The organism is Alteromonas sp. V450, assembly GCF_001885075.1.
Lineage (GTDB): Bacteria > Pseudomonadota > Gammaproteobacteria > Enterobacterales > Alteromonadaceae > Alteromonas.
The window spans coordinates 2,207,178-2,233,583 of sequence record NZ_MODU01000004.1 but is presented as its reverse complement, the minus strand read 5'-3'; the positions used below and the strand labels follow the sequence as shown (position 1 = coordinate 2,233,583).

General features: G+C 43.2%; 26 protein-coding genes. 14 read left to right on the top strand and 12 right to left on the bottom strand.

Features of this window, described 5'->3' with window-relative positions; translation table 11 throughout:
- Nucleotides 1–2 precede the first annotated feature (2 nt).
- The 10 genes from BK026_RS09760 to BK026_RS09715 are packed head-to-tail and all read left to right on the top strand — an operon-like array spanning nucleotide 3 to nucleotide 9,710.
- Nucleotides 3–1,550, top strand: coding sequence for a chemotaxis protein CheW (locus tag BK026_RS09760; RefSeq protein ID WP_071815694.1), 1,548 nt, complete (start codon nucleotides 3–5; stop codon nucleotides 1,548–1,550).
- A 41-nt stretch (nucleotides 1,551–1,591) separates the two neighbouring features.
- Nucleotides 1,592–2,629: a chemotaxis-specific protein-glutamate methyltransferase CheB gene (cheB, locus tag BK026_RS09755; protein WP_071815693.1), complete on the top strand. Its 1,038-nt coding sequence runs from the start codon at nucleotides 1,592–1,594 to the stop codon at nucleotides 2,627–2,629.
- Between the two features lie 14 nt (nucleotides 2,630–2,643).
- The gene (locus tag BK026_RS09750) at nucleotides 2,644–3,279 is read left to right on the top strand and encodes a HEAT repeat domain-containing protein (protein ID WP_071815692.1); all 636 of its coding nucleotides are present in this window, start codon (nucleotides 2,644–2,646) and stop codon (nucleotides 3,277–3,279) included.
- Entirely contained in the window at nucleotides 3,279–4,133 is an 855-nt protein-coding gene (locus BK026_RS09745) for a protein-glutamate O-methyltransferase CheR (RefSeq protein ID WP_071815691.1), read from the top strand. Before BK026_RS09750 ends, BK026_RS09745 begins: the two co-directional genes overlap by 1 nt.
- 1 nt (nucleotide 4,134) lies before the next feature.
- Nucleotides 4,135–4,503 (top strand): response regulator, encoded by a 369-nt coding sequence (locus tag BK026_RS09740; RefSeq protein ID WP_071815690.1) that lies wholly within the window; start codon nucleotides 4,135–4,137, stop codon nucleotides 4,501–4,503.
- Nucleotides 4,503–7,046, top strand: a complete 2,544-nt coding sequence (locus BK026_RS09735) for a chemotaxis protein CheA (protein WP_071815689.1) — start codon at nucleotides 4,503–4,505, stop codon at nucleotides 7,044–7,046. Before BK026_RS09740 ends, BK026_RS09735 begins: the two co-directional genes overlap by 1 nt.
- The gene (locus tag BK026_RS09730; RefSeq protein ID WP_071815688.1) at nucleotides 7,037–7,294 is read left to right on the top strand and encodes a hypothetical protein; all 258 of its coding nucleotides are present in this window, start codon (nucleotides 7,037–7,039) and stop codon (nucleotides 7,292–7,294) included. Before BK026_RS09735 ends, BK026_RS09730 begins: the two co-directional genes overlap by 10 nt.
- A complete protein-coding gene (locus BK026_RS09725; protein WP_071815687.1) occupies nucleotides 7,291–8,046 on the top strand; it encodes a ParA family protein in 756 nt (251 codons plus the stop codon). The genes BK026_RS09730 and BK026_RS09725 overlap by 4 nt, the downstream gene beginning before the upstream one ends.
- Nucleotides 8,043–8,411, top strand: coding sequence for a response regulator (locus BK026_RS09720; protein ID WP_071815686.1), 369 nt, complete (start codon nucleotides 8,043–8,045; stop codon nucleotides 8,409–8,411). Before BK026_RS09725 ends, BK026_RS09720 begins: the two co-directional genes overlap by 4 nt.
- 9 nt (nucleotides 8,412–8,420) lie before the next feature.
- On the top strand, nucleotides 8,421–9,710 hold the full coding sequence (locus tag BK026_RS09715; RefSeq protein ID WP_071815685.1) for a methyl-accepting chemotaxis protein: 1,290 nt from the start codon (nucleotides 8,421–8,423) through the stop codon (nucleotides 9,708–9,710).
- Nucleotides 9,711–9,921: 211 nt separating this feature from the next.
- On the opposite strand, the gene BK026_RS09710 is transcribed toward BK026_RS09715, so the two are convergent.
- The gene (locus BK026_RS09710; RefSeq protein ID WP_071815684.1) at nucleotides 9,922–11,832 is read right to left on the bottom strand and encodes a hypothetical protein; all 1,911 of its coding nucleotides are present in this window, start codon (nucleotides 11,830–11,832) and stop codon (nucleotides 9,922–9,924) included.
- A 615-nt stretch (nucleotides 11,833–12,447) separates the two neighbouring features.
- On the opposite strand from BK026_RS09710, the gene BK026_RS09700 reads away from it, so the two are divergent.
- Entirely contained in the window at nucleotides 12,448–13,146 is a 699-nt protein-coding gene (locus tag BK026_RS09700) for a class I SAM-dependent methyltransferase (RefSeq protein WP_071815682.1), read from the top strand.
- A 6-nt stretch (nucleotides 13,147–13,152) separates the two neighbouring features.
- On the opposite strand, the gene BK026_RS09695 is transcribed toward BK026_RS09700, so the two are convergent.
- The 11 genes from BK026_RS09695 to BK026_RS09645 all read right to left on the bottom strand — a co-directional run bounded on the left by BK026_RS09695 (nucleotide 13,153) and on the right by BK026_RS09645 (nucleotide 23,612).
- The gene (locus tag BK026_RS09695; RefSeq protein WP_083575159.1) at nucleotides 13,153–14,304 is read right to left on the bottom strand and encodes a glycosyltransferase family 2 protein; all 1,152 of its coding nucleotides are present in this window, start codon (nucleotides 14,302–14,304) and stop codon (nucleotides 13,153–13,155) included.
- A gap of 277 nt (nucleotides 14,305–14,581) precedes the next feature.
- On the bottom strand, nucleotides 14,582–15,454 hold the full coding sequence (locus tag BK026_RS09690) for an aspartoacylase (RefSeq protein WP_071815680.1): 873 nt from the start codon (nucleotides 15,452–15,454) through the stop codon (nucleotides 14,582–14,584).
- 144 nt (nucleotides 15,455–15,598) lie between these two features.
- Nucleotides 15,599–16,840, bottom strand: a complete 1,242-nt coding sequence (locus BK026_RS09685; RefSeq protein ID WP_071815679.1) for an NADH:flavin oxidoreductase/NADH oxidase family protein — start codon at nucleotides 16,838–16,840, stop codon at nucleotides 15,599–15,601.
- A gap of 424 nt (nucleotides 16,841–17,264) precedes the next feature.
- On the bottom strand, nucleotides 17,265–17,492 hold the full coding sequence (gene yacG / locus BK026_RS09680) for a DNA gyrase inhibitor YacG (RefSeq protein WP_071815678.1): 228 nt from the start codon (nucleotides 17,490–17,492) through the stop codon (nucleotides 17,265–17,267).
- A 35-nt stretch (nucleotides 17,493–17,527) separates the two neighbouring features.
- Nucleotides 17,528–18,280, bottom strand: coding sequence for a cell division protein ZapD (zapD, locus tag BK026_RS09675; protein ID WP_071815677.1), 753 nt, complete (start codon nucleotides 18,278–18,280; stop codon nucleotides 17,528–17,530).
- A gap of 176 nt (nucleotides 18,281–18,456) precedes the next feature.
- Nucleotides 18,457–19,086 carry a dephospho-CoA kinase gene (coaE, locus tag BK026_RS09670; protein ID WP_071815676.1) on the bottom strand — a complete coding sequence of 210 codons (630 nt, stop codon included), beginning with the start codon at nucleotides 19,084–19,086 and terminating at the stop codon, nucleotides 18,457–18,459.
- A 40-nt stretch (nucleotides 19,087–19,126) separates the two neighbouring features.
- Nucleotides 19,127–20,050: an A24 family peptidase gene (locus BK026_RS09665; RefSeq protein WP_071815675.1), complete on the bottom strand. Its 924-nt coding sequence runs from the start codon at nucleotides 20,048–20,050 to the stop codon at nucleotides 19,127–19,129.
- A gap of 118 nt (nucleotides 20,051–20,168) precedes the next feature.
- Nucleotides 20,169–21,377, bottom strand: coding sequence for a type II secretion system F family protein (locus BK026_RS09660; RefSeq protein ID WP_071815674.1), 1,209 nt, complete (start codon nucleotides 21,375–21,377; stop codon nucleotides 20,169–20,171).
- Nucleotides 21,378–21,439: 62 nt separating this feature from the next.
- On the bottom strand, nucleotides 21,440–21,859 hold the full coding sequence (locus BK026_RS09655; RefSeq protein ID WP_071815673.1) for a prepilin-type N-terminal cleavage/methylation domain-containing protein: 420 nt from the start codon (nucleotides 21,857–21,859) through the stop codon (nucleotides 21,440–21,442).
- A gap of 347 nt (nucleotides 21,860–22,206) precedes the next feature.
- Nucleotides 22,207–23,067: a carboxylating nicotinate-nucleotide diphosphorylase gene (gene nadC, locus BK026_RS09650; protein ID WP_071815672.1), complete on the bottom strand. Its 861-nt coding sequence runs from the start codon at nucleotides 23,065–23,067 to the stop codon at nucleotides 22,207–22,209.
- 26 nt (nucleotides 23,068–23,093) lie between these two features.
- Nucleotides 23,094–23,612: a TIGR02281 family clan AA aspartic protease gene (locus BK026_RS09645; RefSeq protein ID WP_071815671.1), complete on the bottom strand. Its 519-nt coding sequence runs from the start codon at nucleotides 23,610–23,612 to the stop codon at nucleotides 23,094–23,096.
- Between the two features lie 194 nt (nucleotides 23,613–23,806).
- Here BK026_RS09645 and ampD point away from each other — a divergent pair, with 194 nt between their 5' ends.
- The 3 genes from ampD (at nucleotide 23,807) to pdhR (ending at nucleotide 26,402) form a co-directional block, all read left to right on the top strand.
- Nucleotides 23,807–24,340, top strand: coding sequence for a 1,6-anhydro-N-acetylmuramyl-L-alanine amidase AmpD (gene ampD, locus BK026_RS09640; protein WP_071815670.1), 534 nt, complete (start codon nucleotides 23,807–23,809; stop codon nucleotides 24,338–24,340).
- A 47-nt stretch (nucleotides 24,341–24,387) separates the two neighbouring features.
- Complete coding sequence (gene ampE, locus BK026_RS09635) at nucleotides 24,388–25,290, top strand: beta-lactamase regulator AmpE (protein WP_071815669.1); 903 nt, start codon at nucleotides 24,388–24,390, stop codon at nucleotides 25,288–25,290.
- Between the two features lie 365 nt (nucleotides 25,291–25,655).
- Nucleotides 25,656–26,402 (top strand): pyruvate dehydrogenase complex transcriptional repressor PdhR, encoded by a 747-nt coding sequence (gene pdhR / locus BK026_RS09630; protein ID WP_071815668.1) that lies wholly within the window; start codon nucleotides 25,656–25,658, stop codon nucleotides 26,400–26,402.
- Nucleotides 26,403–26,406: the final 4 nt, after the last annotated feature.

Genomic DNA, 26,406 nt, shown 5'->3' with positions numbered 1-26,406 from the left:
TTATGACTGATGTTTCAAATATAGAAAGTGCTGAAAATCTTCAGGACGACACGGGTGACGGTGAACAGCAATTCGTTTCCTTTCTTGTAAACGAGGAGCGATTCACATTTCCGATGCATTCTGTAGGCGAAATCATACGTGTCCCTACTGTGGTATCGGTGCCACTCGGACCTGCTCAAATGATTGGATTAGCCAACTTAAGAGGCAATGTTTTACCTGTCTATGATCTAAGCATGATTTTGCTGGGTGTCAGCTCACGAATTACCGATGTGACTCGCGTGGTAGTTGTAGAATCGGAACTCGGTAGCGTCGGCTTTATGGTTGACAGGGTGCTGAAAGTATTTGGAGTGCCTAATGAAACGGTAATTGATAAAAAGTCGATGACCGAATCTATCGCCTATGAATACATGCAGGGCATTATCAAGCAAGATGACCAACCCGTAGAACAAATACTCGATGTATCGTCTTTAGCCAGAGCACAAGCCGTAACAAAGCAGGATGGTAATACGATGCAGCTGTCGGGTATGCATCATATTGACAGCGACGACGAGATTACTGAATCAGATGACCATAATCTACAGCAACTGGTTTGCTTCTCTCTTGAAGATCAAGAGTTCGCATTTCACCTACAGGACGTGGAAGAAATTGTTCGTGTACCCAGCGAAATTTCTCAGCTTCCAGAAAGTGCACCATCAGTGTTAGGACTAGTGAATTTACGAGGCCGCATTATACCCATTGTCGATTTGGCAAACTGCATTGGCATGGTCCATACCGATATTAACGAAGCCTCTCGTATTGTCATAGCGCAAAACAGCGAGTTCGGCAGCGTTGGATTTGTGGTCGCTAAAGTGAGTAACGTTGTTTCAATCTCTGAAAGTGAACTTGAAGCTGTGCCATCGGTTTGCAACGACGGCGCGGAGTCAGGGCTGCTCGAAGCGGTATATAGAAGCGACGGTGGAAAGCGTCTTGTGTCGATAATAAATCTAACTAATGTCTACAGTCGAGCGCTCATGACAGCATTGAGTTCAATAGATGAAGACATAAAGCAGGAGTCGCAGATGAACGAGAATAACGATGCCGCCATCAACGAAGATGATTGCGAGCAGTACGTCATTTTCTGGATTAATGGTCAGGAATATGGGGTAAGCATTGATGACACCCAAGAAATAACCCGTGTACCAGAAAAGTTAGAGAGCATTCCAAGTACCCCTGATTATTTAAAAGGGATTGTAAATCTGCGCGGCACGGTGCTGCCCGTTATCGACTTAAGATGTCGCCTTGGCATACCAAGCAGTGAATCATCTGAACGACAGCGAATTGTTGTGCTAACGAAAGATAAGCAGCGCACAGGCTTTATTGTTGATGGCGTTGCAGAAGTAAAAACTGTGGTTAAACAAACCATTGAAACAGCGCCTTCGTTGTCAGAAATGCAGTCTGAATTTTTAAGTCGATTAATAAAATTAAACGACGAAAAGCGCATTATTCAAATTATAGAGCCCAATGTTTTGCTAAATGACAACGCGGTGGCTCAAGCACAAACGCAGTTCTAGTTAAGTAGGCTAGCTTACTTGGTTGATTAATGGGAGATGCTATGTCGGTAAAAGTGCTTGCAGTGGATGACTCTGCGCTAATGCGCAAACTCTTTACTCAATTGTTTGAAAGAGAGGGGTTCACTGTCCAGGTTGCAAGAAACGGTGAAGAAGCGCTTTCTAAAGCGGTCGAATTTAAACCCGACTGTATCACGCTTGATATTAACATGCCTGTGATGGACGGTATGACCTGTTTGGCTTTATTAAGAAAATTGTATCCATGTCCTACTATTATGGTTTCTTCGCTAACGCAAAAAGGTGCGGCTATTACTCTTGAAGCATTAGCATTAGGCGCCAGCGACTTTGTACTGAAAACAGGGGGCACTGTAAGCCGAGACATTTCTGATATAGAAACGCCGTTAATCAACAAAATAAATGCGTTAGCAAAGACGGGAAGGGCACAGCGGCCCACTATCAAACCGCCCCCCGTCGTGAAGCAGCGTGTGGTGAGAAATAATAAAAGCACGCCTTTTGAAATTGTCATGATAGGGGTTTCGACCGGGGGACCGCGGAAGCTTGAACACTTGGTAACCAATATTTCACCCACATTTCCAGCACCCATCGTTATTTCACAGCATATGCCTGCTTCGTTTACCCAAGCATTGGCTAAGCGATTAGATGGATTAAGCCCACTAAATGTTGTCGAAGTTGACTCAAGAATGGTTCTTGAAGCGGGCAAAATCTACTTGGCGAAGGGCGATGCTGACTTAGCTTTTGCAAAAACGGGTGCTGATATTCACGTTCGACCTGTACCAGCGAGCCCAAGTTTTTTGTGGCATCCCAGTGTCGATCGTATGGTAGATAGTGCACTGAATTGCTATGAACCACTCGCCATGCTGTGTGTACAGCTAACTGGAATGGGCAGCGATGGCGTAGCTGCAATGAGCAAAGCATACAAAGGAGGTGCTACAACGATTGCTGAGAGTGAAGCAACATCTGTTGTATTTGGTATGCCAAAAGAACTAATTGAGGCCGGCTGCGCCAGTCATGTATTAGACAGTCCTAAAATAGTGTCAAAGTTGAATGCACTTTGTCGATAACAGGAGCAAGTGTTATGGGTTTAAAAAAGAAATCAAATGCCAGTGACGACACAGTAATTCAACAAGAAGAAAAGCGCAGTGCTGAACGAACGCCAGAGCAGTTAGTAGCCGATCTAGCCTCCCCAGACAGCAGTGTAAGACGCTGGGCCGTACGTGACTTAAGTGGTGAAGAGAACGCGCACAAGGTTTTTTTAGAGCGACTCCCAGCGGAAAACGACCCAACAGTTATCGAAGCATTATTTAGTGCGCTTGAACACAATATGACGGATGCCGATGCATCTCAACTGATAGGCATGTTGAAAAGTGAACAAGTGCAGTTGCGTAACGGTGCAATAGAACTTATGCAGCAAAACCCTGACTTGTTCGCACACAACGTGCATAAACTGATGCAAGACGATGACCCTGATACGCGTATTTTTTGTGTTGACATTATTGGCGCAGTGGCACATCCCGATGCGTTGAATTGGTTGCATCACATTGCACTCAATGATGACAATGAGAACGTTGTTGGTACAGCTTTAGACAAGCTTGCAGAGGTGTCAGATAGTTCTACCTATGACATTTTGCAAACTGTTGAGAGCCGCTTTCCCAACCATGCCTACATTGCCTTTGTCATAAGCCTAATTCGAAATCAATTAGGGAGCGCATAATGACTACAGCAACGTTGGAAAAAATCGCCGCGGCTGATTTCGAGCGCTTTCGGTCGATGTTCTACCGAAAAACGGGGATCCATTTTGAAGACTCAAAGCGTTATTTCGTTGATAAACGATTACACGAGCGGATGAAGGCTACGGGGCACACAAACTTCAAAAGCTATTTCACATACATGCGGTTCCAAGCGTCGGGGGAAGAGTTCCAAAACCTCGTCAACGCGATGACAGTGAATGAAACCTACTTCTTCCGCGAAGAATACCAATTTGACGCAATGACACGTTATATCATGGATGAACTCGATAGCTATCGTGCACCGGGGGAGGACCTACGAATTTGGTCTGTGCCTTCAAGCACGGGCGAGGAGCCTTACTCGATTGCTATTCATCTTATCGAAAACTGGAAAGGGCTAGCGCATCGAGATGTAGAGATAGCGTCTTCAGATATTGACAGCAATGTTCTAGCGTCTGCTAAAAAAGGGCTTTATTCAAAGCGCTCGGTGCAGAACATTCCAACCGCGTTGGTGAAAAAGTATTTCATAGAGACCAACGGTCAGTTTCAGCTATGTGACGATATACGAGAGTCGGTTTCATTTTCACTAGCCAACATTCTATCAGGTGCAAACATGAAGGGGTTTCGACACTTTGACTTGGTATTCTGCCGAAACTTGCTCATTTATTTTGACGATGAGTCGCGCAAAAAAGCAGCACATGTATTGTTTGATGCGATGAAACCAGGTGGATACATCTTTCTAGGGCATAGTGAGTCGATGAGCCGGATATCGTCTATGTTTAAAGTGCGTAAGTTCGGTGATGTTATTGCCTACCAAAAGCCACTTGCAGGAGGGGCGTAACATGAAAACAGTAATGATAGTCGACGACGCGTCTACAGTCAGAATGTTTCATAAAATGTTGGTATCTTCTGACGACCGTGTCGTGGAAGAAGCTGAAAATGGTGTGGAAGCGCTGGAGAAAGCCATCGGCACTCCTATCGATTTGTTTTTGGTCGATGTAAATATGCCTAAAATGGACGGTTACCGACTCTGTAAAGAAATCAGGCAAAACGAGCTACTGCGCGCTGTTCCCATTATCATGATAAGCACAGAGTCTGCAACCCAGGACGCGCAGCGGGCCTATCAATGTGGTGCAAACTTCTACATGACTAAGCCTGTTGACGCAGATGCACTTAAGTCTGTGGTCAGTGCGGTTTTGGGAGGTAGCTAATGAGTGAACTACTCGACGTCTTTATCGGTGAGTCTCGCGAGAACCTAGAGTCTGCAAGTCAAGAGCTTATTGAGATTCAAGCTTCAGGCCCATCGTCGGACAAAGTGGACAAAATCTTCAGAGATTTACACACGATCAAAGGTTCGTCAGACTTATTCGATATAAAACCATTGACGCGTTTGGCTCATGCTGCGGAAGATTTATTAGACAGCGTGCGAGCGAAAGAGGTTGATTACAACGACGAGATTGGTGACCTGCTTCTTGAAGCATTAGATCAGATATCTATGTGGTTTGATGAGCTGGAAAACGGAACTCAAAGTCTCGCTGAATGGCAACCCATCTCTACCGATTTAAGTGCGCAGCTTCGAGCCTTCATTGACCCGTCTCAAGCTGGTGCCAATACCACTGAACAAACACCTGCCGCTCAGGCTGATAGCAGCACCAACGAAATCGTTGATTCAGTAGCTACTGCGCTTGATGCGTTCGATGACAATGCGGATATTGCGTTATTGTCTAAAAGCGCGTCATCGGATCTGTATGTAATTGAATATACTCCTGATGAAGGTTGCTTTTTTCGCGGTGAGGACCCAGTGAATGTCGCACTGGCGCTGCCGGGTTTACGCGCTTTTGAAATCAACGCGCCCGCGATGGCCGCTGATGCAGATGTTTATCAATGCGTCTTAAAAATAACTGCCCTTGGCGAAGCAAGCGAAGACGCTGTCGTGACACATATGGCCTATTATGAAGGCCAGTATAAACTACATAAGCTTACTCAGCAGGCACTTAAATATCGATGTAAAGACAAGATCCTCGACAGCGTAGCGCAGCTGAATGATGAAGCGTTAAATGACGCTTTAAAAACCGCTCGTGAGGCTGGTGATAACAATATGTTGCAGTCGACCGCTGGGCTTTTGCTGGCGTCGCAAACACACGCTATGCCAATAAGAGCGGTGTTGTCATTTTTATCATCTGATAACGATCTTACTTTTCTGGATGAAGTTATAACAGCTGACGAGTCAGACGACCTTGCGGGTGAATCAGACAGTTTAGCCGCGGAACTGAGTAAAGAAGGTTTGTTACCACATGAAAAAGAGTTATTAACGCAACAATTAGCACTGATAAGCTCTGAGGGCTATAACGCAGAGTTTATGTTTCCCTCAATATCCATGCTTGTTGGCAATGTATTAAAGCAAACATTCAGCAATGAAGCAGAACTAATAAGTGCAATTAACGCGGCGTTAGAAGACGTGCAAAATGACATACCTGAAATACGGGATGTTGTTGAAACCACCAACGCAACAAACGAATCAGAGACGCAAACAGCAGAAGACGATGCATCTCAACCGGCTAAAGCTGAGCGACAAGCGGTCAAAATGCTGAAGGTTGACCAAACTAAAATTGATTATTTAATGGACATAGTTGGCGAACTAACGGTTGCAAAAAACTCACTTCCTTACTTGGCTAAGCAAGCTGAAGAAGAAGGTGGAAGCAAGAAACTAAGCAAGCAGATAAAAGCGCACTTTTCAATTGTTAACCGTTTAACCGAGTCATTACAAAGCGCGGTACTGCAGATACGAATGGTGCCGGTTTCACATGTTTTTCAGCGTTATCCAAGGTTGGTTAGAGATTTATCGAGAAAGCTCGATAAGAAAATTGAACTGTGTATGCAAGGTGAAGACACCGAGTTTGATAAAAACTTAATTGAATCGTTATCAGAGCCCCTCATCCATTTACTGCGCAATAGTATTGACCATGGTATCGAATCGCCCGAAGACAGAATAGAGGCGGGCAAGCCTGAAACTGGGCGTATTGACTTGATTGCTACCCCCCTTGATGACAGCGTCATTATCGAAATACGTGACGATGGCAAGGGCATTGACCCCCATAAAATTAAGCTTCTCGCTTTTCAGAAAGGCGTAATAACAGAGTCTCAGCTTGAGAGCATAGACGATAATGAGGCACTTCAGCTGATTTTCGCCGCAGGGTTTTCCACCAGTGAACAAGTGTCGGATTTGTCCGGTCGTGGAGTGGGCATGGATGCAGTAAAAACCATGGTAAGTCAGGCAGGCGGTACTATAGAAATGCAGAGTGAGGTTGGCGTGGGCTCTACGTTCAAGCTGCTTCTTCCTCAGACAATGTCAGTAAATCGCGTCATGATGTTTGAAGTAAACGATCAGATGTTTGGCGTAAGTATGGACGCGGTAGTAGAAACCGTGAAAGTTCCTACGCAGGACATTCAGCGAATACGCAATGAAAACGTGTTGGTGATACGGGATAAGTTAATACCGCTTTGTAATTTGCGAGATGCGCTGGGGTTCGAACCTGACGACAGTAAAGAGGAACACTCGGTATTAGTTGTGTCAACGCCGCAGGGCGAGTTTGGGCTTATTATTGATAAGTTTCATGAAGGTATTGACGTTATTCAAAAACCCCTTGAAGGCGTCCTTGCTGGCTATTCCCACTTCTCAGGTACAGCATTACTTGGAGATGGAAGGGTATTACTCATTATCAATGTGCAGGAGGTCATATCCACATGCCTGTAACGTTCAAGAAAAAAGTAGCAGTGCTTGCCGGACATTGTGAAATTGAAGAGGCTGAAACCTTGTTTAGTTGGCTGACAGAGGACGCCTCACGGCAGCTTAATCTAAAAACGTTAAAAACCGCACATACCGCGGTTTTCCAAGTGCTTTTGTGCTTACGACCAAAGGTTAGTGTACAGCCTGAATCATCAGAACTATATTGGATAGTAGAGATGCTTCAATCAGACAACAATAAAGTGTGGTGTGAATGAGAGTGATCACGGTTGCAAATCGCAAAGGCGGGACAGCAAAGACTACCACAGTGGTCAATCTCGCTTTTGGCTTTGCACAACATGGCAACCGTGTTTTAGTACTTGATTTGGATAATCAAGGCCACGTTATGCAAGGCTTGACGGCGCTTGGAACTGAGCCACAAAGCACCATAAAGACCATGCCACTCAAAGACTTTTTCACCTCAATCGTTAAATGTAGTGAAAAAATTTATGCCACTAGTGTTGACACTACACGCGCAAACACTAACGACGACATTGCGTTAGACGCTATTCGCCTTTGGTGTGATAGCGACGAAGTATCAACGCATTTCGATATCGTTATTATCGACACGCCGCCAACGTTAAGCTCACAGCTAATGGCAGCACTGTCCGCCGCCACAGATATCATTATACCTGCTACGCCCATGCCACTTGCAAGCGACGGTGTTCAAAAGCTGTTAAATGCGTGTCGGAAGGCCATGGCAGAGCGCAAGTTTAGAGCGACAAACCTAACCATTTTACCGGTAATGGTAGAGCAAAACTTAAAGTTACATCGCCAAGAATTGAGTAACTGGTACGGCCGCTATGGTCGAAACAAAGTGCTTAGTCCAATACATAAAAACATAACTTTAGCCGAGGCATTCGCAGAAAATAAGCCGGTAACTGCCTATGCGCCTCACAGTCGAGGAGCTCGAGACTATACTGAGTTGTGTAAACAGTTAATCGGCTATAAACAAGAGGTAATGCAATGAGCGCAATACACTTAGTAGATGATTCAGCAACGATGTTGATGAGCATGGAAATGCTATTAAAGCGGGCAGGCTATACGGTAACAAAGTCAGAAAGTGCAGAAGCAGCTATGGTTGCGCTTGAATCCATATCGCCCAAGTTGATTATTACTGACTTAAATATGCCAGGTATGAATGGTATAGAGCTAATAAAAACATTAAAACAGCAGTCTAAATTTAGATTTACCCCCATGTTGATGTTAACCACTGAGTCTCAGCAAAGCCGTCGTGAGGAGGCCAAATCTGCTGGTGCTACAGGCTGGCTCGTCAAACCCGTCGAACCAGAGCAATTATTAGGTGTAGTAAAGCAGTTGGTACCAACTGCATAAGGTAAAAACATGAAAGTACTTGAAAAAGCAAAGCAGTATTACGAGACAGTGCTCGCTGAGAAATTAAAAGTGCTTAAGGACAAGACAGGTAGTATGCAGGATTCGCTTTTACTGTGGGGCGGATTAGTTATTGTGGCATCACTTGGAATTGGAGGGTCGTTGACAACGTCCTCGTCGGTAATAGGCGTGCATGCGGGAGTGATAATCACTATTGTTAGCATGTTTTGCTTTATGCCTTGGTATGCAAGTAGACAAAATCGCATTTATGCAGCCAAACTACACGAGCAAGAAAGTTATTTGCGGGAAACCTCAACACAATTAAGTGAAACTCACTCTCAAGTTAATGATTATGTCGCCATATTAAAAGGGCAGATGGATGGCATAAGTGCAATAACTGAAGATGCTTCTATGGAGCTGATGAAGGCACTGTACGAAATTGAAAGCAGCATACAAGACAGTATAGACAACGTTGAATTAGGACAGAAAAATGCTCTTAGTTGTAAGGAAAAAAGTGCTGACGAGTTCACTAAAGCAGCTGAGCGCTTATCCAGTATAAAAGCGATGATCAGTACGCAAAGAGAGCAGCAAATTGCAGACACTGAGGCAATTCAAGGGGTCATGCGTGAAGTTGAAAACCTGAAAGAACTGACAGAGCTTGTAAAAAATATTGCTTCACAAACTAATTTATTAGCGCTTAATGCAGCAATTGAAGCTGCCCGCGCAGGCGAATATGGCCGAGGGTTTGCGGTAGTGGCCGAACAGGTTCGTATCCTATCATCACAGTCTTCAGAAGCGGCCGAAAAAATAGAGTCGGGCATAAAATCAGCGCTCGACGCTGCGCATTTGCAAGGTGAGAAAATGCTGAGCTCTACGCGCGCAAATGACACATGTGAATTGTTGACGGGTTTTTCTGAGTCGTTAGAAAACATAACGACACACTATCGCGTGCTTGAAGAACTCAATCCCAAAATGCTGGCGTGCTTCTCGCAAAGCGCCACCGACGTTGCGGTAAAAGTAAGCGGTGCCATCGCGAAAATTCAGTTCCAAGACATTATTCGCCAGCGTACTGAGCATGTGAAACTAGAGCAAGACGCGATCGTTAGTTTGTTCGGACAGTTTTCGTCTTACATCAATAACCGCGAGCATTTTGATGAGTCGTTTAACTTAAGCACCAAAGAAATGTTTGAAAAATATGTAATGGAAGATCAGCGTAAAATCCATTTTGATATCAATGAATCATCACCTGAAGAAAAAAGTGAGTTTGAAGAGGCACGAGAGCCTAAGATAGAACTCTTTTAATGTAGATATCTAGCGGGGGCAAATAAATGCCAGTGATGAAAACTCACTGGCATTGTGTTCAAGGTTAGCAAGGAGGTGCGCTAAACATTTTTGAGAGTAACCACTATTTGTAGTAGCAAACACGTTTGCATACTTTCCATGTTTTTCTTTTGAGAATGATTACATTGCCACATCTCTTTTTTTAACCTTTTTTTACCATGGGGAATGCTTTTTATAGGTCAAATGTCATCGACTTTGACCGTTTCTGACCGTTTGTGAAACAGCCTTTAGCCGCAGAAGCAGGGTTTTTCGACCATTCTTCTCTAGTGCCTAATACCGTAGCCTCCACTTCATTACTGGTTACTTTAATGACACTGATATCTGTAATAAAAATGGACGTATCGGTACCAATATATTCGCGTGACCAAGCGCCGCCGAATTTTTCTGTTACCCCTGTTGAAGGACTGAATAGTTGTGGGCAATGCTTTTCTATATTACTAAATATTGTATCAATCTCTACGACAGAACGTTGAAAGCGAGTTGCTAACGCTGCGTCTTCTTCAATAGGGCAGTCCGCAATATAGCGTAGCCCAATTGTCCCTTTGTTAACGTTGTTTTCAACGTATTCACATTGGTCCTTAACAATTTTCCAACCAAACCGCTCAATCTTACTATTAAAATTTTGGGGCCAATTTACATCGGCTATTTGCTTGCCTTCCAGAACTTCTACTTCGGCAAAGAAACGAACTCTACCGTTATGAAGTTTTGATAGTTGTTCAATTTTACCCAACGCACTTTTTCCATCTAAGGGCATCTGACCTGACACGTTTATAAACGATGAATCAGGGTGATATTGTGGGATCAAGAAACTATTAGACTGCCGTGTTGCGGATATATATAAAGCCGGAGAATTCGTTAATTTTTCAGGCAGTTGATATTCAAAATAAGGAGAAGTCCATTCTTGTGAATTCCACCTCAAACCTCCGCCAAATACCAAAAGAAACGCCTGAAATGTGACTAATAAGAGCATATATATCTGAGCGCGTTTTGCGTTTAATGATTTAGCGATGATATAGCCTATGATTATTCCTACCAAAATAAACAGTGGCATACCATAGCGACCGTTTGCAGTTGCGTACAGCCATATAAAGTAACAAATTAACCAGAAACCAATTACTACTTTAAATGGGGTCGCAACGTCCTTGCTACGTCTTTGCAAATATACAAATATTGGAATAGCGATAAACAAAAAGGCGAATCGAGCGTCAGGTGATAATAGTTCAATGTAAAGCCATGGCGAAGGAAGAAGCATTTCAAAGGGCAAAACCAGGGCTTCTGACAAAGAGGATGGAATAAACCTGTGGTGTTTAATTGACTCACAAATAGTATACGGTGAGCAGAATACACTATTAAAAAAAGGAAAAAACGGGTTTCCGGTTTCTTGAAATACCCTGTAAGCCCACCAACCTTCTACAAGAAGTGCACCAACAACACCAGCAACAGAAAACCATATAAAGTGTTTATACTTTTTGTGTTTAATACACATCAAGTAGAGGGCGCAACAGGCGCCGGCCAATGCGAACATCCCTGATGTAAGTTTAATTCCTACAGCAAAGCCTAAAACGAAAGCCGATAGAAACGCACGTGTAGCAGTAGGAGAAACATCATACTTTAAAAGAGAATAAACACCCGCCAACACAAATATTGTTACATAGATATCAATAAAAGATGAACCTATTTGGTGCCAGACTACGGTAGTTGACACGCTCAGTATTGTAGTGAGAATTAAAAAACTCGTTGAAGGAGCGGTCTGCTTCAGCACAGACTTTGCAATTCCCCATGTTAAATAGATTACAGCACTTTGGCTGATTGCAAGTAACAAGCCCACCAACAATGCATTTGAAGAGTAAGTAACGAGAAGATAGAAAAGAGTATACGCATAAGGGTTTAGGTAGCTTTGTGGGCCAGCAGCAAAAAAATCTTGTGAGAAACGATCATTTATTGCTGAAAACCCTGCATAAAGGTGATAATTATTAGCATCCCAATTTAGATCCTTTCCAGCAATAAATTGCCATATCACGCAACATATGATTGGCAAAATTGCCAAAAAAAATTTCGTTTTGTTTTTTCCGTAAAAAAACATACTACATCCTTTTAAAAACTACGATTTGGCCTCAATTTTATTTTTGAAAAGGCGACTATTTAAAAAATACGATAAAGGCACGACTACACCCACTGAGAGGATATAAGCAAAAGTCACGACGGTTAGGTTTCTACTATTAAAAAAATATAGAACCAATGTATTCACCAAGCCGAAGACTCCAGCACAGATAATGCTGTAAAGAATATAAATAAGAAAGCTTCCCTGGCCCCTAAATACCCAACAGGATTGTAAAAGGTAGTTAATAACACTTAAAAAGAAGTGCATTAGAATACAAACAAAAAAAAATACGACGTTATTGCTAATACTCTGAGAGGCTATACCTACTAAAATGGCACAGGCCATCGCCATGGCAGTTCCGCTAACGCAAAACCTAGAAAATTTTGATAAAAAAGAGTCGGAATTCACAATAAACAATCATTCGATATGAATAAACTGAAGTACTCGGATACTAAACCGACTTAAGTTCGCCATCAAGGAATAGAATTCAATCACTTAATCTTACTTATAGGATGCCCTAATTTTAAGCGCTAGAATAAACCAACATCTTTGATATAGTTTGCGGCCTCACAATATTTTTTAAAGAAGGTTGGTGGAGTGTCTCCAAAAAAAGTAAATGAACAATACAATGTTGCAGCACCAAAAAGCTTACCTGTAAGAGTAGCAGCGTACCAGCGAAGAAAAATGTATGACTTGTTCATAGAATTGACATGTGTTTCACGTACTGAGTCTATTCTTGACGTAGGGGTTACTGGCGATCAAACCTATGAGGCATCAAATTATCTGGAAGCCTGGTATCCGCACAAAAGTAAGATTACTGCCGTGGGGCTTGATGATGCCTCGTTTTTAGAAACTGTGTATGAAGGTATGAAGTTTATTCAAGCAAATGGTCTCGACTTACCCTTTGAAGACAATTCATTTGATTACGTTCATTCTTCAGCAGTACTTGAACATGTAGGTAGTGAAGACAACCAGCACAGGTTTATTGAAGAATTATATAGAGTTGCCAGAAAGGGGGTATTTATCACTACTCCAAATCGGTGGTTTCCAATAGAGTTTCATACCGTATTGCCCGTCTTGCATTGGCTACCAAAGCCAGTTTTCCGTTCTATTTTGAGTCGGACTTCCTATTCTTTCTTTTCTAAAGAAGAAAACCTCAACCTACTTGCTCCTAAGGACGTAAAGCGGATAATGCAGAAATCGACTCAATCAGAACCTAATGTGCTTACTCTTTCCCTTTGCGGTTGGCCCAGCAACATCATTGCCTACGCCCCTAAGTTCAATTCATCTGATTGATGTGGTTCACTTTTCTTTCTCATGAAACATAAGAAGAGAATTTAGAAAAAACCAAGAAAGAACTCCTTGACCTGCGACAATAATGAGGGTTATCGATATTATAGATAAACGTAAGATACTAAAGTCGGTAATCGGGCCATAGTCTATGTCGCTCCATTTGCCTATAGTCGTAATACCTAAGCATATGCCTGACAGCAGCAAGGCGAAAAAAAAGAAAAGCGCTTTTTCTCGAATAAAAATGTCTACTGCTTTCAACATCGCGTCACTCGACTTCCATAGATTCATCACTTTTCCCATCGTTTTACTAATAAAAGCAAACGAGATCATCTGGACACCGCTTACTGCGAATGCCGAAGAATAAAGCATGGTATGGTAGTCTAAATTCAAATTACCTATCGAAATTCCCCCTAACGAGAGTGTACTAATGCCAGCAATGCCGATGAGTAATAACAAAACGCCGGGATAAAAAAACAGCCATTTGGGGCTATAAATCAATAAAAACTTTAGATGGCGCCAACCGTCTCTCCATGTATTCAAATGGGGAGGTCTGTCCCTTCCATCCTTCTTAAGTGTTGTCGGGACTTCGTTTATTTTTAGCCCTTGTAAAGATGCTTTTACTACCATTTCACTCGCAAACTCCATGCCCGGACACGTCAAATTGAGTTTGATGATTGAATTACGGTTAAACCCTCTTAGGCCACAGTGAAAATCTCTAATTGAAGACGAAAAAAACAATCTACCAAGAAAACTCAGTACTGGGTTGCCTAGATAGCGATGCAAGAACGGCATTGCTTTGCGTCCTATTCCTCCCGCGAACCTATTTCCCATAACTAATTCGGCGCCGGATCGAAGCTCTTTTAAAAATGCATCTAAATTTTCAAAATCATAACTATCATCAGCATCGCCCATGATTACATATTTTCCCTGAGCGGCTTTAATACCGCCAGAGATTGCTGCGCCATAGCCTTTTCGGTTAACGTCTACAACTTTGGCCCCCTCTGCAAGCGCAATTTCTTTTGAAGCGTCTGTTGAACCATTATCAGCAATGATTATTTCAGCGATTATCCCTTCACGCTCGATAAATTTTTTAGCTTTCCTAATGCACGTGGCCAGCGTTTTTTCTTCATTTAAACATGGAATAACAAAACTTAATTCCAAAGGTGTCACCTTTCTTGTAATGTGTTAATTCTCTTATTAAAGAATTAACAGCTACATCCTAGTATAAAAACTCGCGAACACGATTTATTAGATATGTTCATTTCGTGTTTGAAGAGAATAATATCGCTTCATCTTATGTGCAACGTATCCACTATTATCGATTTGTTATTCTAAGTCGCTTGAATCACTGATTTTTCTATTGTCGCTAGAAAAACTGACGTTGCTAGTTTGAGATTTGAACGCGCAGTCCACTAATGAGCGTACCCTGGTTATAGGCTTAAAGCATGATGCGTTCAGACGTGGCAAATGCTACGTCTAGTTTGAAATAGGCTGCTTCATTAATGAAGTGAGGATACGTTTCTTTCTCACCCTGCCAAAGAATATCTTTCCCGTCGAAAGTTCTAAACATGGGAGAGCCAGGCAGCAATGGCTTAAAGTCATTGTCTTGCAATGCATGATGGACCATAGCGATACGCTTACCCTTTTCATCTAAAGGAAAGCCGATATTTTTACCAAGGCGAAACGCTTCACATGCGGGCAGGGCATCTGTTTCTATTTGCTGATTATTATATGCAATACAGAAATCTAAAATGGCTTCCGCCATCGTTTGCGTTAGTAGGTATACATCTTCTCTTAACACGCCTTGGGGCTGACCGCCCACTTCAATCATTACGCCTTTTTTTCCGGTAGTACACAAGTAACCATGCTCTAGATAGGGCTTTTCGTCTTCTACTAAAATGTTGGCTTCAGGCATTTGCTGTTTTACGAAACGTGCCAACTGTATGTGAAACTCATCTGCTTCGAGAATAATTAGCGTAGCGCCCATCTCACTTGTTGTGTTATGGATATCAATAACAAAATCAGTTTTTGCGTTGCCCTTAGGGCCAAATTTGTTATTAATGGATTGCGCCAGTAGCGCTTCTTTAGATGCCCGGGGGGTATTCAACGCATCCATAGTAAACTGACGATTTAAATCTTCATCAATAAAGCGGACGTTGGCCTCAAGAGCAGCCTCATTGGCAATAGTTAGTGCAACATTAAGCGCATTGAATCGCTGAGGAATACCTTGTTTTTTCCAATTGTTAATCAGCTGAATACCGCTGGTCTCGTTGCCATGAGTGCCCCCAACAAGAGCAATTGAATTAAACATAAGTATTCCTTGTAAATTACGTTATTGCACTGGCTTCGCGCCGTTTTCTTCAAGTCAGTAAAAACTAGCACTAGACTGTGAAGAAAACAGATACTACATGAGTCAGCACAATGCGAAAATAACTATTGAGTAATATTTATTGCTCTAGAGGTTTAGGTCGTTGGTATATTGACGACGGTAGCGTTTCGTTAACTTTGCTGCTCTTAACTGATCTAGAATGAGAGATATAACGGGGTTAGCGTCAACCTTCGTCTTTTTATTTTTGCCCAACCTGTGCAGCTGTCGCTTTACTTGTGCCATTGTGGCAAGCCCCGCTAGCGTTTTATCCTTCCAGTTAACAACTGGCGTCACGCCTTCAAACAAAGGCGACGTGCTCCAAAGGTTAGGTAAATTAGGCGTAAGTGCCAGAGCAGAGGCAACCCCCACCATTTGAATGTTGTTTTGAAGTACATTTTCCGCAATAGCGAGCCGACGTATTCCGCCGGTTGTCATAATTGGCACGGCGGTTTCATTGGCAATTTGCGTAGCGAACGTCAAAAAATAGGCTTCTCTAGCAAGTGTTCTGTCGTCGGCAGTTCTACCTTGCATCGCAGGCGCCTCGTAACTTCCCCCTGATAATTCGACTAAGTCCACGTGCAAACGCTCTAGCATTTTGACCACCAAGAGTGCATCGTCAACGTCAAATCCTCCGCGCTGAAAGTCTGCAGAGTTGAGCTTAACGGAGATATCAAAATGGGCACCACAGGCAAGACGTATCTGCTTCACTATTTCTACTAGCAATCGCGCTCTATTTTCAATTGCGCCTCCCCATTCATCAGTTCGTTTATTCGTAAGAGGCGATAAAAACTGTGCTAACAAATAGCCATGCGCAGCATGCACTTGAACGCCGTGAAAACCGGCTTCTTGTGCCTTTGTGGCGGTAATCACAAACCGCGCTATAACATCATCAATCTCATGCTGTTGCATTGCTTTGGGTTGCGTAAACAAAGAAGAGTGTTTGCCCATATCCAAGGCAATATTTGAAGGCGAAAGTACTTTTCCTCCCATTTTCTTAAAGACTTGACGACCTGGGTGGTTTATTTGCATCCAAAGTCGAGTGTTATTCGTCTTGCCCTTTTCTGCGAGTGTTTTAAATGGCGCTATGGGTGTATCGTATTCAAGTGCTAGTCCGCCCGGACCGGTCATTGCGAGATGATCTACCATTACGTTCCCTGTAATAATAAGCCCTACACCTCCATTTGCCCATGTGCTGTACAAATTGAAAAGGCCATCACCAGGCAGCTGATTGGCAATAGCCATATTTTCCTCCATGGCCGCTTTTACCAATCTATTTTTTATTACATTGCCATTGGGTAATGTAAATGGCGTAAATACGCTCGTAGTCACAATATCACCTGTTAATAAAATGTGTTGCGAACACTATAAACGCAAAGCCAACTTTATGGTCAAGTAATTTCAATCAAGAGAACTGCATAATACTAATCCGCATAGATCATTACAGACTCAGTGAGCAAATACCTATGCGGGTTGGTTTAATGAGTGTTAGGGAAGCGGTAAAAGCAATAAACTTTCCATCGAATACTCCTCATTTTTGCGAGCAAAAAGGCGTATTTCGTATGGCAAATCGCACTTCAAGGGCTAAGAAAATATGGGCCCTAATGAATTTGATAGCTTGCTAGAGGGGGTCACTTAACGTAGCCACTATTGTGGAAATTATAAGTAGGTGACGTTTTTTTAGTGCAACGGTATTAACAAAAGGGGCGTTATATTTTTTATTTCGATGGATTTTTTAAAGTAAAGTGACACACGCTTAGTGCTTGAAAAAGTCGTCTTCTTGCTGCGCTATCATTGCCTCTATTTCTTCAATATCAATGTGTTTTGGTGTGGTGTCTTCAGCGGGTTTTCCCGCAATTTTTCGGTCTTCTGCAGCCCATTCTCCTAAATCGATAAGCTGGCACTTTTTACTACAAAATGGGCGGTATGCGCTTTCAGGTGACCATATCACTTGTTTGGCGCATATTGGGCATTGTACTTTCATTCATTTCTCCACTCGCTGGATACAGGAGAGTAATTTTAGCAGGCTGCAAGTTGAAATTGAATATGTCTGTCTACCCCAGGAGGCTGACCCGCCTCAGGAGCAAATGTCATAAAACGCAGTGCATAGCGATATTTGTTGCCACTTAACGTCGGGTAGTAGCCCTCGTCTACTCTACATTTAACACGAATAAGCTCGTTTCTATCTTCAGCAACACCCTGATAAAAACCATTTTCGGCCTCTACCGGTCTAAATTGCCCTCTTTCGCGAATGAACGATAAGATGACAGTAATTGCATCATCTAATAGGGAAAGGGTGTCTAACCAAGCGTTTATTTCTTCTAATCGTGTTGTTAATGGTTGTTGCAGCCAAAAATGCAGATTGGGTAAATCAAAACTACAAGCCCCGCCTGGGATAGCAAAGCGCTGGCGTATTGCGCTAAGTAATTTATCTTCCTTAAGAGCGCTTCCCATTTTTCTGTCGGTTTTTAATTTCTGTTTAAGGGTTAAAACAGTTTTAAGGGCTTGCTCTAACGCAGTACCATCTATTTGAGGGTGTTTAGACCAATACACGAGGTTCTTTTCATGCGCCTCTAAATCTTTCGTTAGATCAGCGCGAAGATCTAGCCGCTCTATCAAATCTAAAAGTTCGAAAAGCTGCTCGAAAAACACAAGCTGTAGATGAGTGTGTTCTGATTTTGCCGTGATTTTAAGCTGTCCAAGTAGCTGCTCTACACGCAGGTAGTTGCGCACTTTTTCCTTTAAGGGAAATTCGAAAACAGCGTTGCTCATGGATATCCTTTAAACACATAGACTTATCTGACAAGCCTAATGCATGAATGCCTATAAGCCAAGCGCACAGTTGCATCAATTAAGACAAATGGACGTTTTTTGCATAAAAAGGTGTAAATTGGGTTGGGATCCCATCATCCATTCATGTACGGCGTTTTACAGTAATGAAGAATAGCTCAATCATTAGCACTTAGGGTTAGCAATGTGGCATGAAGCGTATTTACTTGGTCAGCGAGCGCCGAGAGTGTCGTGTTATTGTGCAAGACATAGTCGGCTGCGTTTAAACGTGTTTCTCTGCTCGCTTGCGACGCCATAATGCTCTTAATTGTTTTCTCACTACTTCCGTCGCGAAGCATTGCTCGCTCTAGCTGTGTGGAGGTTGGACAGTCAACCACTACCACCTTATCGCAAAGTGTCGTTAACTTATTCTCAACCAACAAAGGCACAGACAAAATACAATATTGACTCGTCGACAGTTCAATCAAGTGCTGCATGCGCGCTCTTATCAGCGGATGCAACAGGTTATTCAGCCATTCTTTTGCGTCGCTGTTTGAAAATACTCGGTCGCGTAGTGCGGCCCTGTTAAGCGTGCCGTCATCTAACAAAATGCCCTTACCAAAATACATTTCAATTTCTGATAGCCCTTGTGTGCCTACATCTACAACGTCGCGAGCAACGACATCGGCATCAACAATATCGATACCGAGCCTTTCGAACTCGCACGTCGCGGCAGACTTGCCGCTTCCTATGCCCCCAGTTAAGCCAACGACGAAACGTTTTTTAGGGGAAGCGTCTACGTTTTGCAAAAAGCGTTACTCCTCGCTATGTATTTCAATTGAAGCAATACTACAGCACCGCATCTAGATAGGTAGAAATAATTTGATCTTTAAAAAGCAAAGTCAGCCAGCCGGCAACCGCTAAATAAGGTCCAAAGGGAATGGCTAGCGATTTACCTTTGTTTTGCAAAAACATAATGGCAATACCTGCAACGGCACCAACGAAAGATGAGAGCAAAATAATAACAGGTAGGCCTTGCCAACCCGTAAACGCGCCAAGTGCAGCAAGCAGTTTAAAGTCTCCATAACCCATACCTTCCTTTCCTGTCGCCAGCTTAAATAACCAATAAACTGACCACAAACTTAAATAGCCAAACGCTGCGCCTAGTATTGCGTCTGTGGTATTGACGAATACTGACTGCGTGCTAAGTAACAAGCCCACCCACATTAAAGGCAGTGTTAATTGGTCTGGTAAAAGCATTTTGTCTAAATCAATGAATAATAGCGCTACCAGAATAAAAGTGAACAGTATCGCCCAGAGTGCCTGCGGCGTAGGGCCAAACTGAAACGCGGTAAAAGTGCACACTAAAGCGGTGAATAGTTCTACCATAGGGTATCGAATAGAAATTGGCGCTTTGCAACCAGCACATTTGCCTTTTAACAGCATATAGCTGACTACAGGAATATTTTCCCATGCCCTAATTTTGTGGCCGCAAGAGGGACAGGTGCTGTCTGGCTTTATTAAATTAAACGTTGCATGCTCATGAGATGATGACGAAGCGGCGCCGTTAATAGAATTTGCTGTATTTGATGCAGCGTCAGTATTTTCCACTTCAAAATAAGATTGATATTCCTGCTGCCAACTTCGCTCCATCATAATGGGTAAGCGGTAAATCACCACGTTTAAAAAGCTGCCAACCATTAAGCTAACGGTAAATACTAAACAATAAAACAGTGCAGGGTGTGTGTGACAAAGCGTAATTAAAGCGTCCATAAACAAAAGAACTTCTTGTTAGCGACCTTTCAGGCAACGCAAAAAGCTTATTGTTAGTTAAGGCCGATTGCGTTGCTTGAAAAGCGTTTAGGTAAATCGCAGAAGGGTGAAGTGAGGTTTACCCCACCACATTACCCATCTGGAATATGGGTAAATACATGGCAATAATGAGGCCGCCAACTACCACCCCCAAAACCACCATTATCATGGGCTCAAGAAGGCTGGTAAGGCCATCTACCATATCATCTACTTCGGCCTCGTAAATGGCAGCAACTTTGCTTAGCATCTCGTCAACAGAGCCAGATTCTTCACCGATTGATATCATTTGGGTAACCATGTCTGGGAAAACGTTAGTTGCACGCATGGCAACGTGCATAGGTATGCCGCCAGCTACTTCTTTCTTTACAAATAAAATAGCGTCACGGTATACGGCATTACCAGAGGCCCCCGCTGCTGAATCTAGCGCCCCTATAAGCGGAACGCCTGCAGCAAAGGTCGTAGATAAAGTACGTGTGAATCGGGCAATACTCGCTTTCTTAAGAATGTCGCCAATTACCGGGATTTTTAACGAAAGTTTGTCGCATTTGTCCCGAAGCGCCAAGCTTCTTTTATATGTTCGAGCAAATAAAAAGCCCGCTATGCCCATTCCCAGCGCGATAAAAACACCATAGTCTTGCACGAAGCGCGATATGCCGAGTACAAACTGCGTGAATGCAGGTAATTCAGCACCAAATCCAGAAAAAATTTCTTCAAATTGCGGTACAACGAAAACTAACAGAATGGTAGTAACGATAAACGCAACCACAAGAACAGCAATGGGGTAAAACATCGCTTTTTTAATTTTAGATTTTAGTGCTTCGGCTTTTTCTTTATATGTAGCTATTCGCTCATAAATAACTTCTAAAGCACCAGATTGCTCGCCTGTATAAACAAGGTCGCAGTATAAGCTGTCAAAATGTTGCGGATGTTTACGTAGTGCAGAAGATAAGGGGTTGCCGGACTTTACTTCGTTGGTTATTTCCATTAGCAAGTTACGCATAGGCGCTTTTGAATGGCCTTGCCCAATCATCTCTAACGATTGTATTAACGTTACGCCTGCGGCAAGCATGGTGGCAATTTGACGAGAGACTACCGATATATCGGCAGGTACAATTTTTTGACCTCGGCTAAGTATCGACTTCTGCTGTTTCTTAACCTTTTTAACTGAAATACCTTGTTTGCGAAGCATTGTCCTTGCTTCAGAAAGGTTCTGCGCAGAAATCTCGCCTTTTCGACTTGATCCTCGGCTGTCTTTTCCCTGCCATTCAAAAACTGCTGCAGCTTTCACGGTGTTGCTCCTTAAACTAAAAAAGGAGGTGCATAATGCACCTCCTAATCATATTAATTCTTTCAGCACAAGCCAGTGGTTGTACATGTACCGCCTTTTGACCATGTGATTGGAGGCGTTACACCACTTGGTGTTAGCGTGTATGTCGCGCCGTCAACGTCTGACGTGCCCGTAGCTGTAATTACACCGTTTGCAATTGTTACACTTTGAACCACGCCTGATACCGTAGATATCGCAGCTGGAAGTCCGTTAGTACCAGCGTTTGCACCTGATAAGGCTGTAACATCACCAGTTTGCGCTGCTACTTCAAATGCGGTTTTGAAAGCCGTTGTCGCCATAACAACTTCGGTAAACTTAGATTTCTTAGTGTAAGTCTGGTAAGCAGGCAATGCGATTGCAGCAAGAATACCGATGATTGCAATAACAATCATTAGTTCGATAAGGGTGAAGCCCTTTTGGTTTTTATTTTTCATGTTCATCATGGTTTTGCTCCGGGACGTGTATATCACGTTAAGTTAAAAACAAATTCAAATTTACGTTTATACCCGAGTCGTCCTTAAAACGCCCCTGGTACTCGAGAATTAGTATAGAATTTTCTCTGTCGCTGACAAGTATCTAGATGTATACCTACGTTTGACTTAACAAGTATGCCACGTTCCTAAAGGCCTGAGGAGTACTTGCTGCTTGAACTTTGGTATAAAAGTTAAATACTTATAAACGTATTCGCTATCATACACAGGAAAATTATCGAAAGGAAGGTACAAATAAGCAAGGTTGCTGTGTTTACCTTCCATCATCGAATTAACCGCCAACAATGTTAAGGCGACCGCTACTGAAGTGATATTCGCAAGGATAAATCAACGGCCTGTATGTGCTTGGTAAGCGCGCCTGATGAAATGTAATCTACACCAAGTTGACTTAAACTCGCTAGCCTTTCATCGGTAATATTTCCTGATACTTCTAGTTTACACTGCCCCTTATTCATCGCTACTGCCTGTTGGATCTGTTCGTTAGTAAAATTATCCAGCATGACAATATCGGCGCTGGCACTTAGCGCTTGTTTCAACTCGTCAAGGTTTTCAACTTCAACCTCAACGGGCTTGCCCGGCATCATTGCTTTTGCTCTGCCAATCGCTTTTCCAATATTTCCACAAGAAAAGATGTGGTTTTCTTTAATTAAGAATGCATCAAACAATCCAACGCGGTGATTTTGTCCGCCACCACAACGCACCGCGTATTTCTGCGCATAGCGCATACCAGGCAGGGTTTTGCGGGTGTCTAGAATTTTTGTAGAAGTGCCAGCTAAATATTTGGCGTAGGAAGCCGTTACGGTTGCGGTTGCAGAAAGGGTTTGCAAAAAATTAAGCGCCGTTCGTTCGGCTGTTAAAATAGCGCGAGCAGAACCTTCTAAACTTACCAACACGGTATCCGCTTCAACCTTTTCGCCGTCTTTTACGTGCCAGGTTAGCAATACCGACTCGTCAATAAGCGCAAACGCTTGAGTCGCCCATGCAATTCCGCAAACAACGCAAGGCTCGCGAGTAATAATAGTCGCTTTTGCAGTAACGCTCTCATCTATCAGGTTTGCGGTAATATCGTTTGCAGCATTTAATTCGCCGCCAAGATCTTCTACAAGCGCGTTTGATACTTGCTCTCGGATCGCTTGCATGTCTGGTGATGTTGTCTTCATCGCTGTTTTCTGTACTTTTTATGTATCTAGAGGGTACGCAATATTAACCAATCTCCGCGCTGAGTAAACTCTAATTGGCGAAGAACACTCATTCCAAGCAGTATATGGTCATCTTGCATACCGGGGTTCAAGTTTGCGTCTACATTACGCACTACTATTTCACCAATGCGCAAGGTATCAATTGTTGACTCGGCAACCCTCACCACGCCATTGGCAGTGCTGGCTAAACCCTCACGTCCGGCTTTTAGTTTAAGTCTATTCGCTAAGTGTGCGGGGACTGCTACATCAGTGGCCCCCGTATCAACGAGAAACACAACTTCCTCACCGTTGATATACCCTGTGGTCACATAATGCCCTTGACGATTTTGCTTAAGTCGAACTTCGGTTTGTGAACCGATACGCTCTGATGTGGGCTCGCTGTTAGGATTAATTTGTTTTTCTAGAAGATCTGAGAAAACAAAAACCAGAAGACCAAAACCGCAAATCCAGGCAAGGGCAACCATCCACTTGCCCGTTGACGCTGTCGGGTCTTGTTGTTCATTCATGCTTTTACCTTTCTTATGATAGTGGTGCACTAATTTTTGTGTGGCTTATTACCCAGTGTAATCTTTCAATAATTGATTGAGCACGGGGCTAAAGTGCTCAATCAAGTAATAGATCACAACCAATAGCCCTATACACTTATACCCGTATACAATGTAGGCTATAACGCAGAAAATCAATTACCGAAGCAAATACTATGGTGCTTTACAGCGAAGCAAAGTACACAGCAAGTCCGCATTTTGATGCTCGTCCTGACAGCACAGACATTAGCCTGTTAGTGATACACAATATTTCACTTCCTCCTTCACAGTTTGGTACGCCTGGCATACGCCAATTGTTTACCGGCACCCTCAATCCTAATGAACATCCTTTTTATAGGGAAATTGCTGGGTTACGGGTCTCTGCTCATTGTGTAATTTATCGAACAGGCGAAATAGAACAATTTGTACCTTTTGAGCAGCGGGCATGGCACGCGGGCCTGTCTTCATTTCAAGGACGCAGCCGCTGTAACGACTATGCTATCGGCATTGAACTTGAAGGTACTGACACCTTGCCTTACACCGATGCACAGTACAAAGCCCTTGGCGAACTCACTGAATTTATTATGAGATACTATCCTCGGATCACTTTAGGGCGTATCGTAGGTCATAATGATATAGCACCGGGGCGAAAAACTGATCCTGGTGCAGCTTTTGATTGGGCGAGATACAGAACGCGCATGCTGGATTGAAGTTTTCTGGTCAATCTAGGTCGCTGGAAAAGGGAAACACAATATCTATGATGTTAATGAGCTTGCTATTAGTTCTCAGCCTTGAGCGGTTGATAATAAAAACACCTAATTGGCATGTTGAAAAGTATGCCGCTCAGTACCGCGCTTTTCTTCAAAAGAACGGGTTATTTAAGTTTCAAGAGGGAAATGAAGATGGGAAAGACAGTGAAAAAGCCTCATCCATCGCATTTTATTTCTACCTTTTACTGCCTGCTGCGCTGCTGGGAGCCATTGAATACTGGGTGCTAGGCACATTCCTTACCTTTATAGAGCAAAGTCTAGTGCTTTTCATTTGCATTGGCTGTCCGGTATTAAGAAATATCTACAAAAGTTTTTTAAATGCCGCCGACCGAGGTGACCTTCAAGCTTGTAGTATGTATACCGATCAGCTGGGTCATTGTGCAAGTCAAACAGAAAGCGATGGCAGTGCGGGTTCTGAAGGTAAAAGTTTTGGCCAGCATCTTACTTGGCTTAACTATCAGCACTATGCTGCTGTCATGCTGTGGTTTATTGCATTTGGCGCACCGGGTGCATTGTTTTACAGCTTCAGTCGAAGTACTACCGAGGCGCTATGTAGCGCTAATCATCCTTTAAAAGGGGCTGCCGGAGGACTGATGTTTGCTCTGGATTACATTCCTGTGCGCATAACCGCTTTTGGCATGCTGATGATGGGACATTTTTCACGGGCGTTACCTGAATGGTTAAAATATGCGCTTCGCTTCGATGTGCCCGCTTACGATGTACTTACCCATATTTCATCTAAAGCCGAGGCGCTAACTCCTGAAGAACAAACGTTGCAGGCTGAAAATGCAGCAGTAGAGCCGAAGGTGCTCGTAAAGTTAGCGAAACGCAATGTTATTTTTCTTCTCGTCATAACGTCAGCACTTACGTTGGTTGGCACGCTGGCATAACCATTATTTTTAACATTTACTATGCTACCTGACATAGAAAGGCGTTTGGTCTATTTATTAATTGTATGTAGATCAGACGCTTCCCCCGTATTTACAAATCTATCCTCCCTCATCAGACCAGTTGATGGCGGATGGTTTTTCTTAACAAATTCAACAATAAAGCTTAACACCCAGCAAATTGCATAGGCTTTGCTATGCTTGGGAGTATTTACCTCGAAATCGATCTGCCTTAAACTAGATAGGTAAAATGGTATTACCAATTGTGTTTGTGTTTAAATTTCCCTTGATTATTTTTTACATTCACAGCTGTTATAACGTCGTTATTGTTATAGAGCATGGTACAAATAATAGGATACGTTTAGCGCATGCGTCAGCAGCGAAAAAAACTCTCTGATGTGATTACCGAGCAACTCGAGTCGATGATACTCGACGGTACGCTATTGGCTGGCCAAAAGTTACCGCCAGAAAGAGAACTTGCGCTTGAGTTCGATGTGTCACGTCCTTCACTTAGGGAAGCCATTGGTAATCTGCAGGCACGCGGGCTGGTTGAGCGGAAACAAGGTGGGGGGACATTTGTTAATCGCAATCTTAACTCTGCTATGAAAGATCCGCTTATGGATTTAGTCAGCCAGCGCCCTGAAACCCAATTCGATTTGCTTGAGTTTCGTCATGCTCTTGAGGGAATGGCAGCGTATTACGCGGCACTTCGCGGTCAGCCAGAAGACTACGAAGCGTTAAAGCAAGCATTAAGTGATGTTCCTACTCCCGAAGCGCATGAAAGTAAACGCGCCCAAGCTGAAGCGCTAGGGCAGTTTTATATCATTATGGCAAGAGCATCACACAATATGGTGCTGCTACACGTGATGAGCACCATGCAAAGCATGCTGGTGGACAATATCGAACGAAACTTTGACATGTTGGCAGCGCATCCAGAAGCAGTAGAAGACATTGCTAAGCAGCGTCGTGAAATTGTAGACGCTATTGCTTCTCGCGACCCCGAAGCTGCACGCCAGGCATGTAACACGCATTTGGCGTTTATTGAAAAAACGCTATTAACCATTAATCAACGCGATACCCGTGTACAGCGCGCATTGCGGCGATTAGAGATTTAGTTTT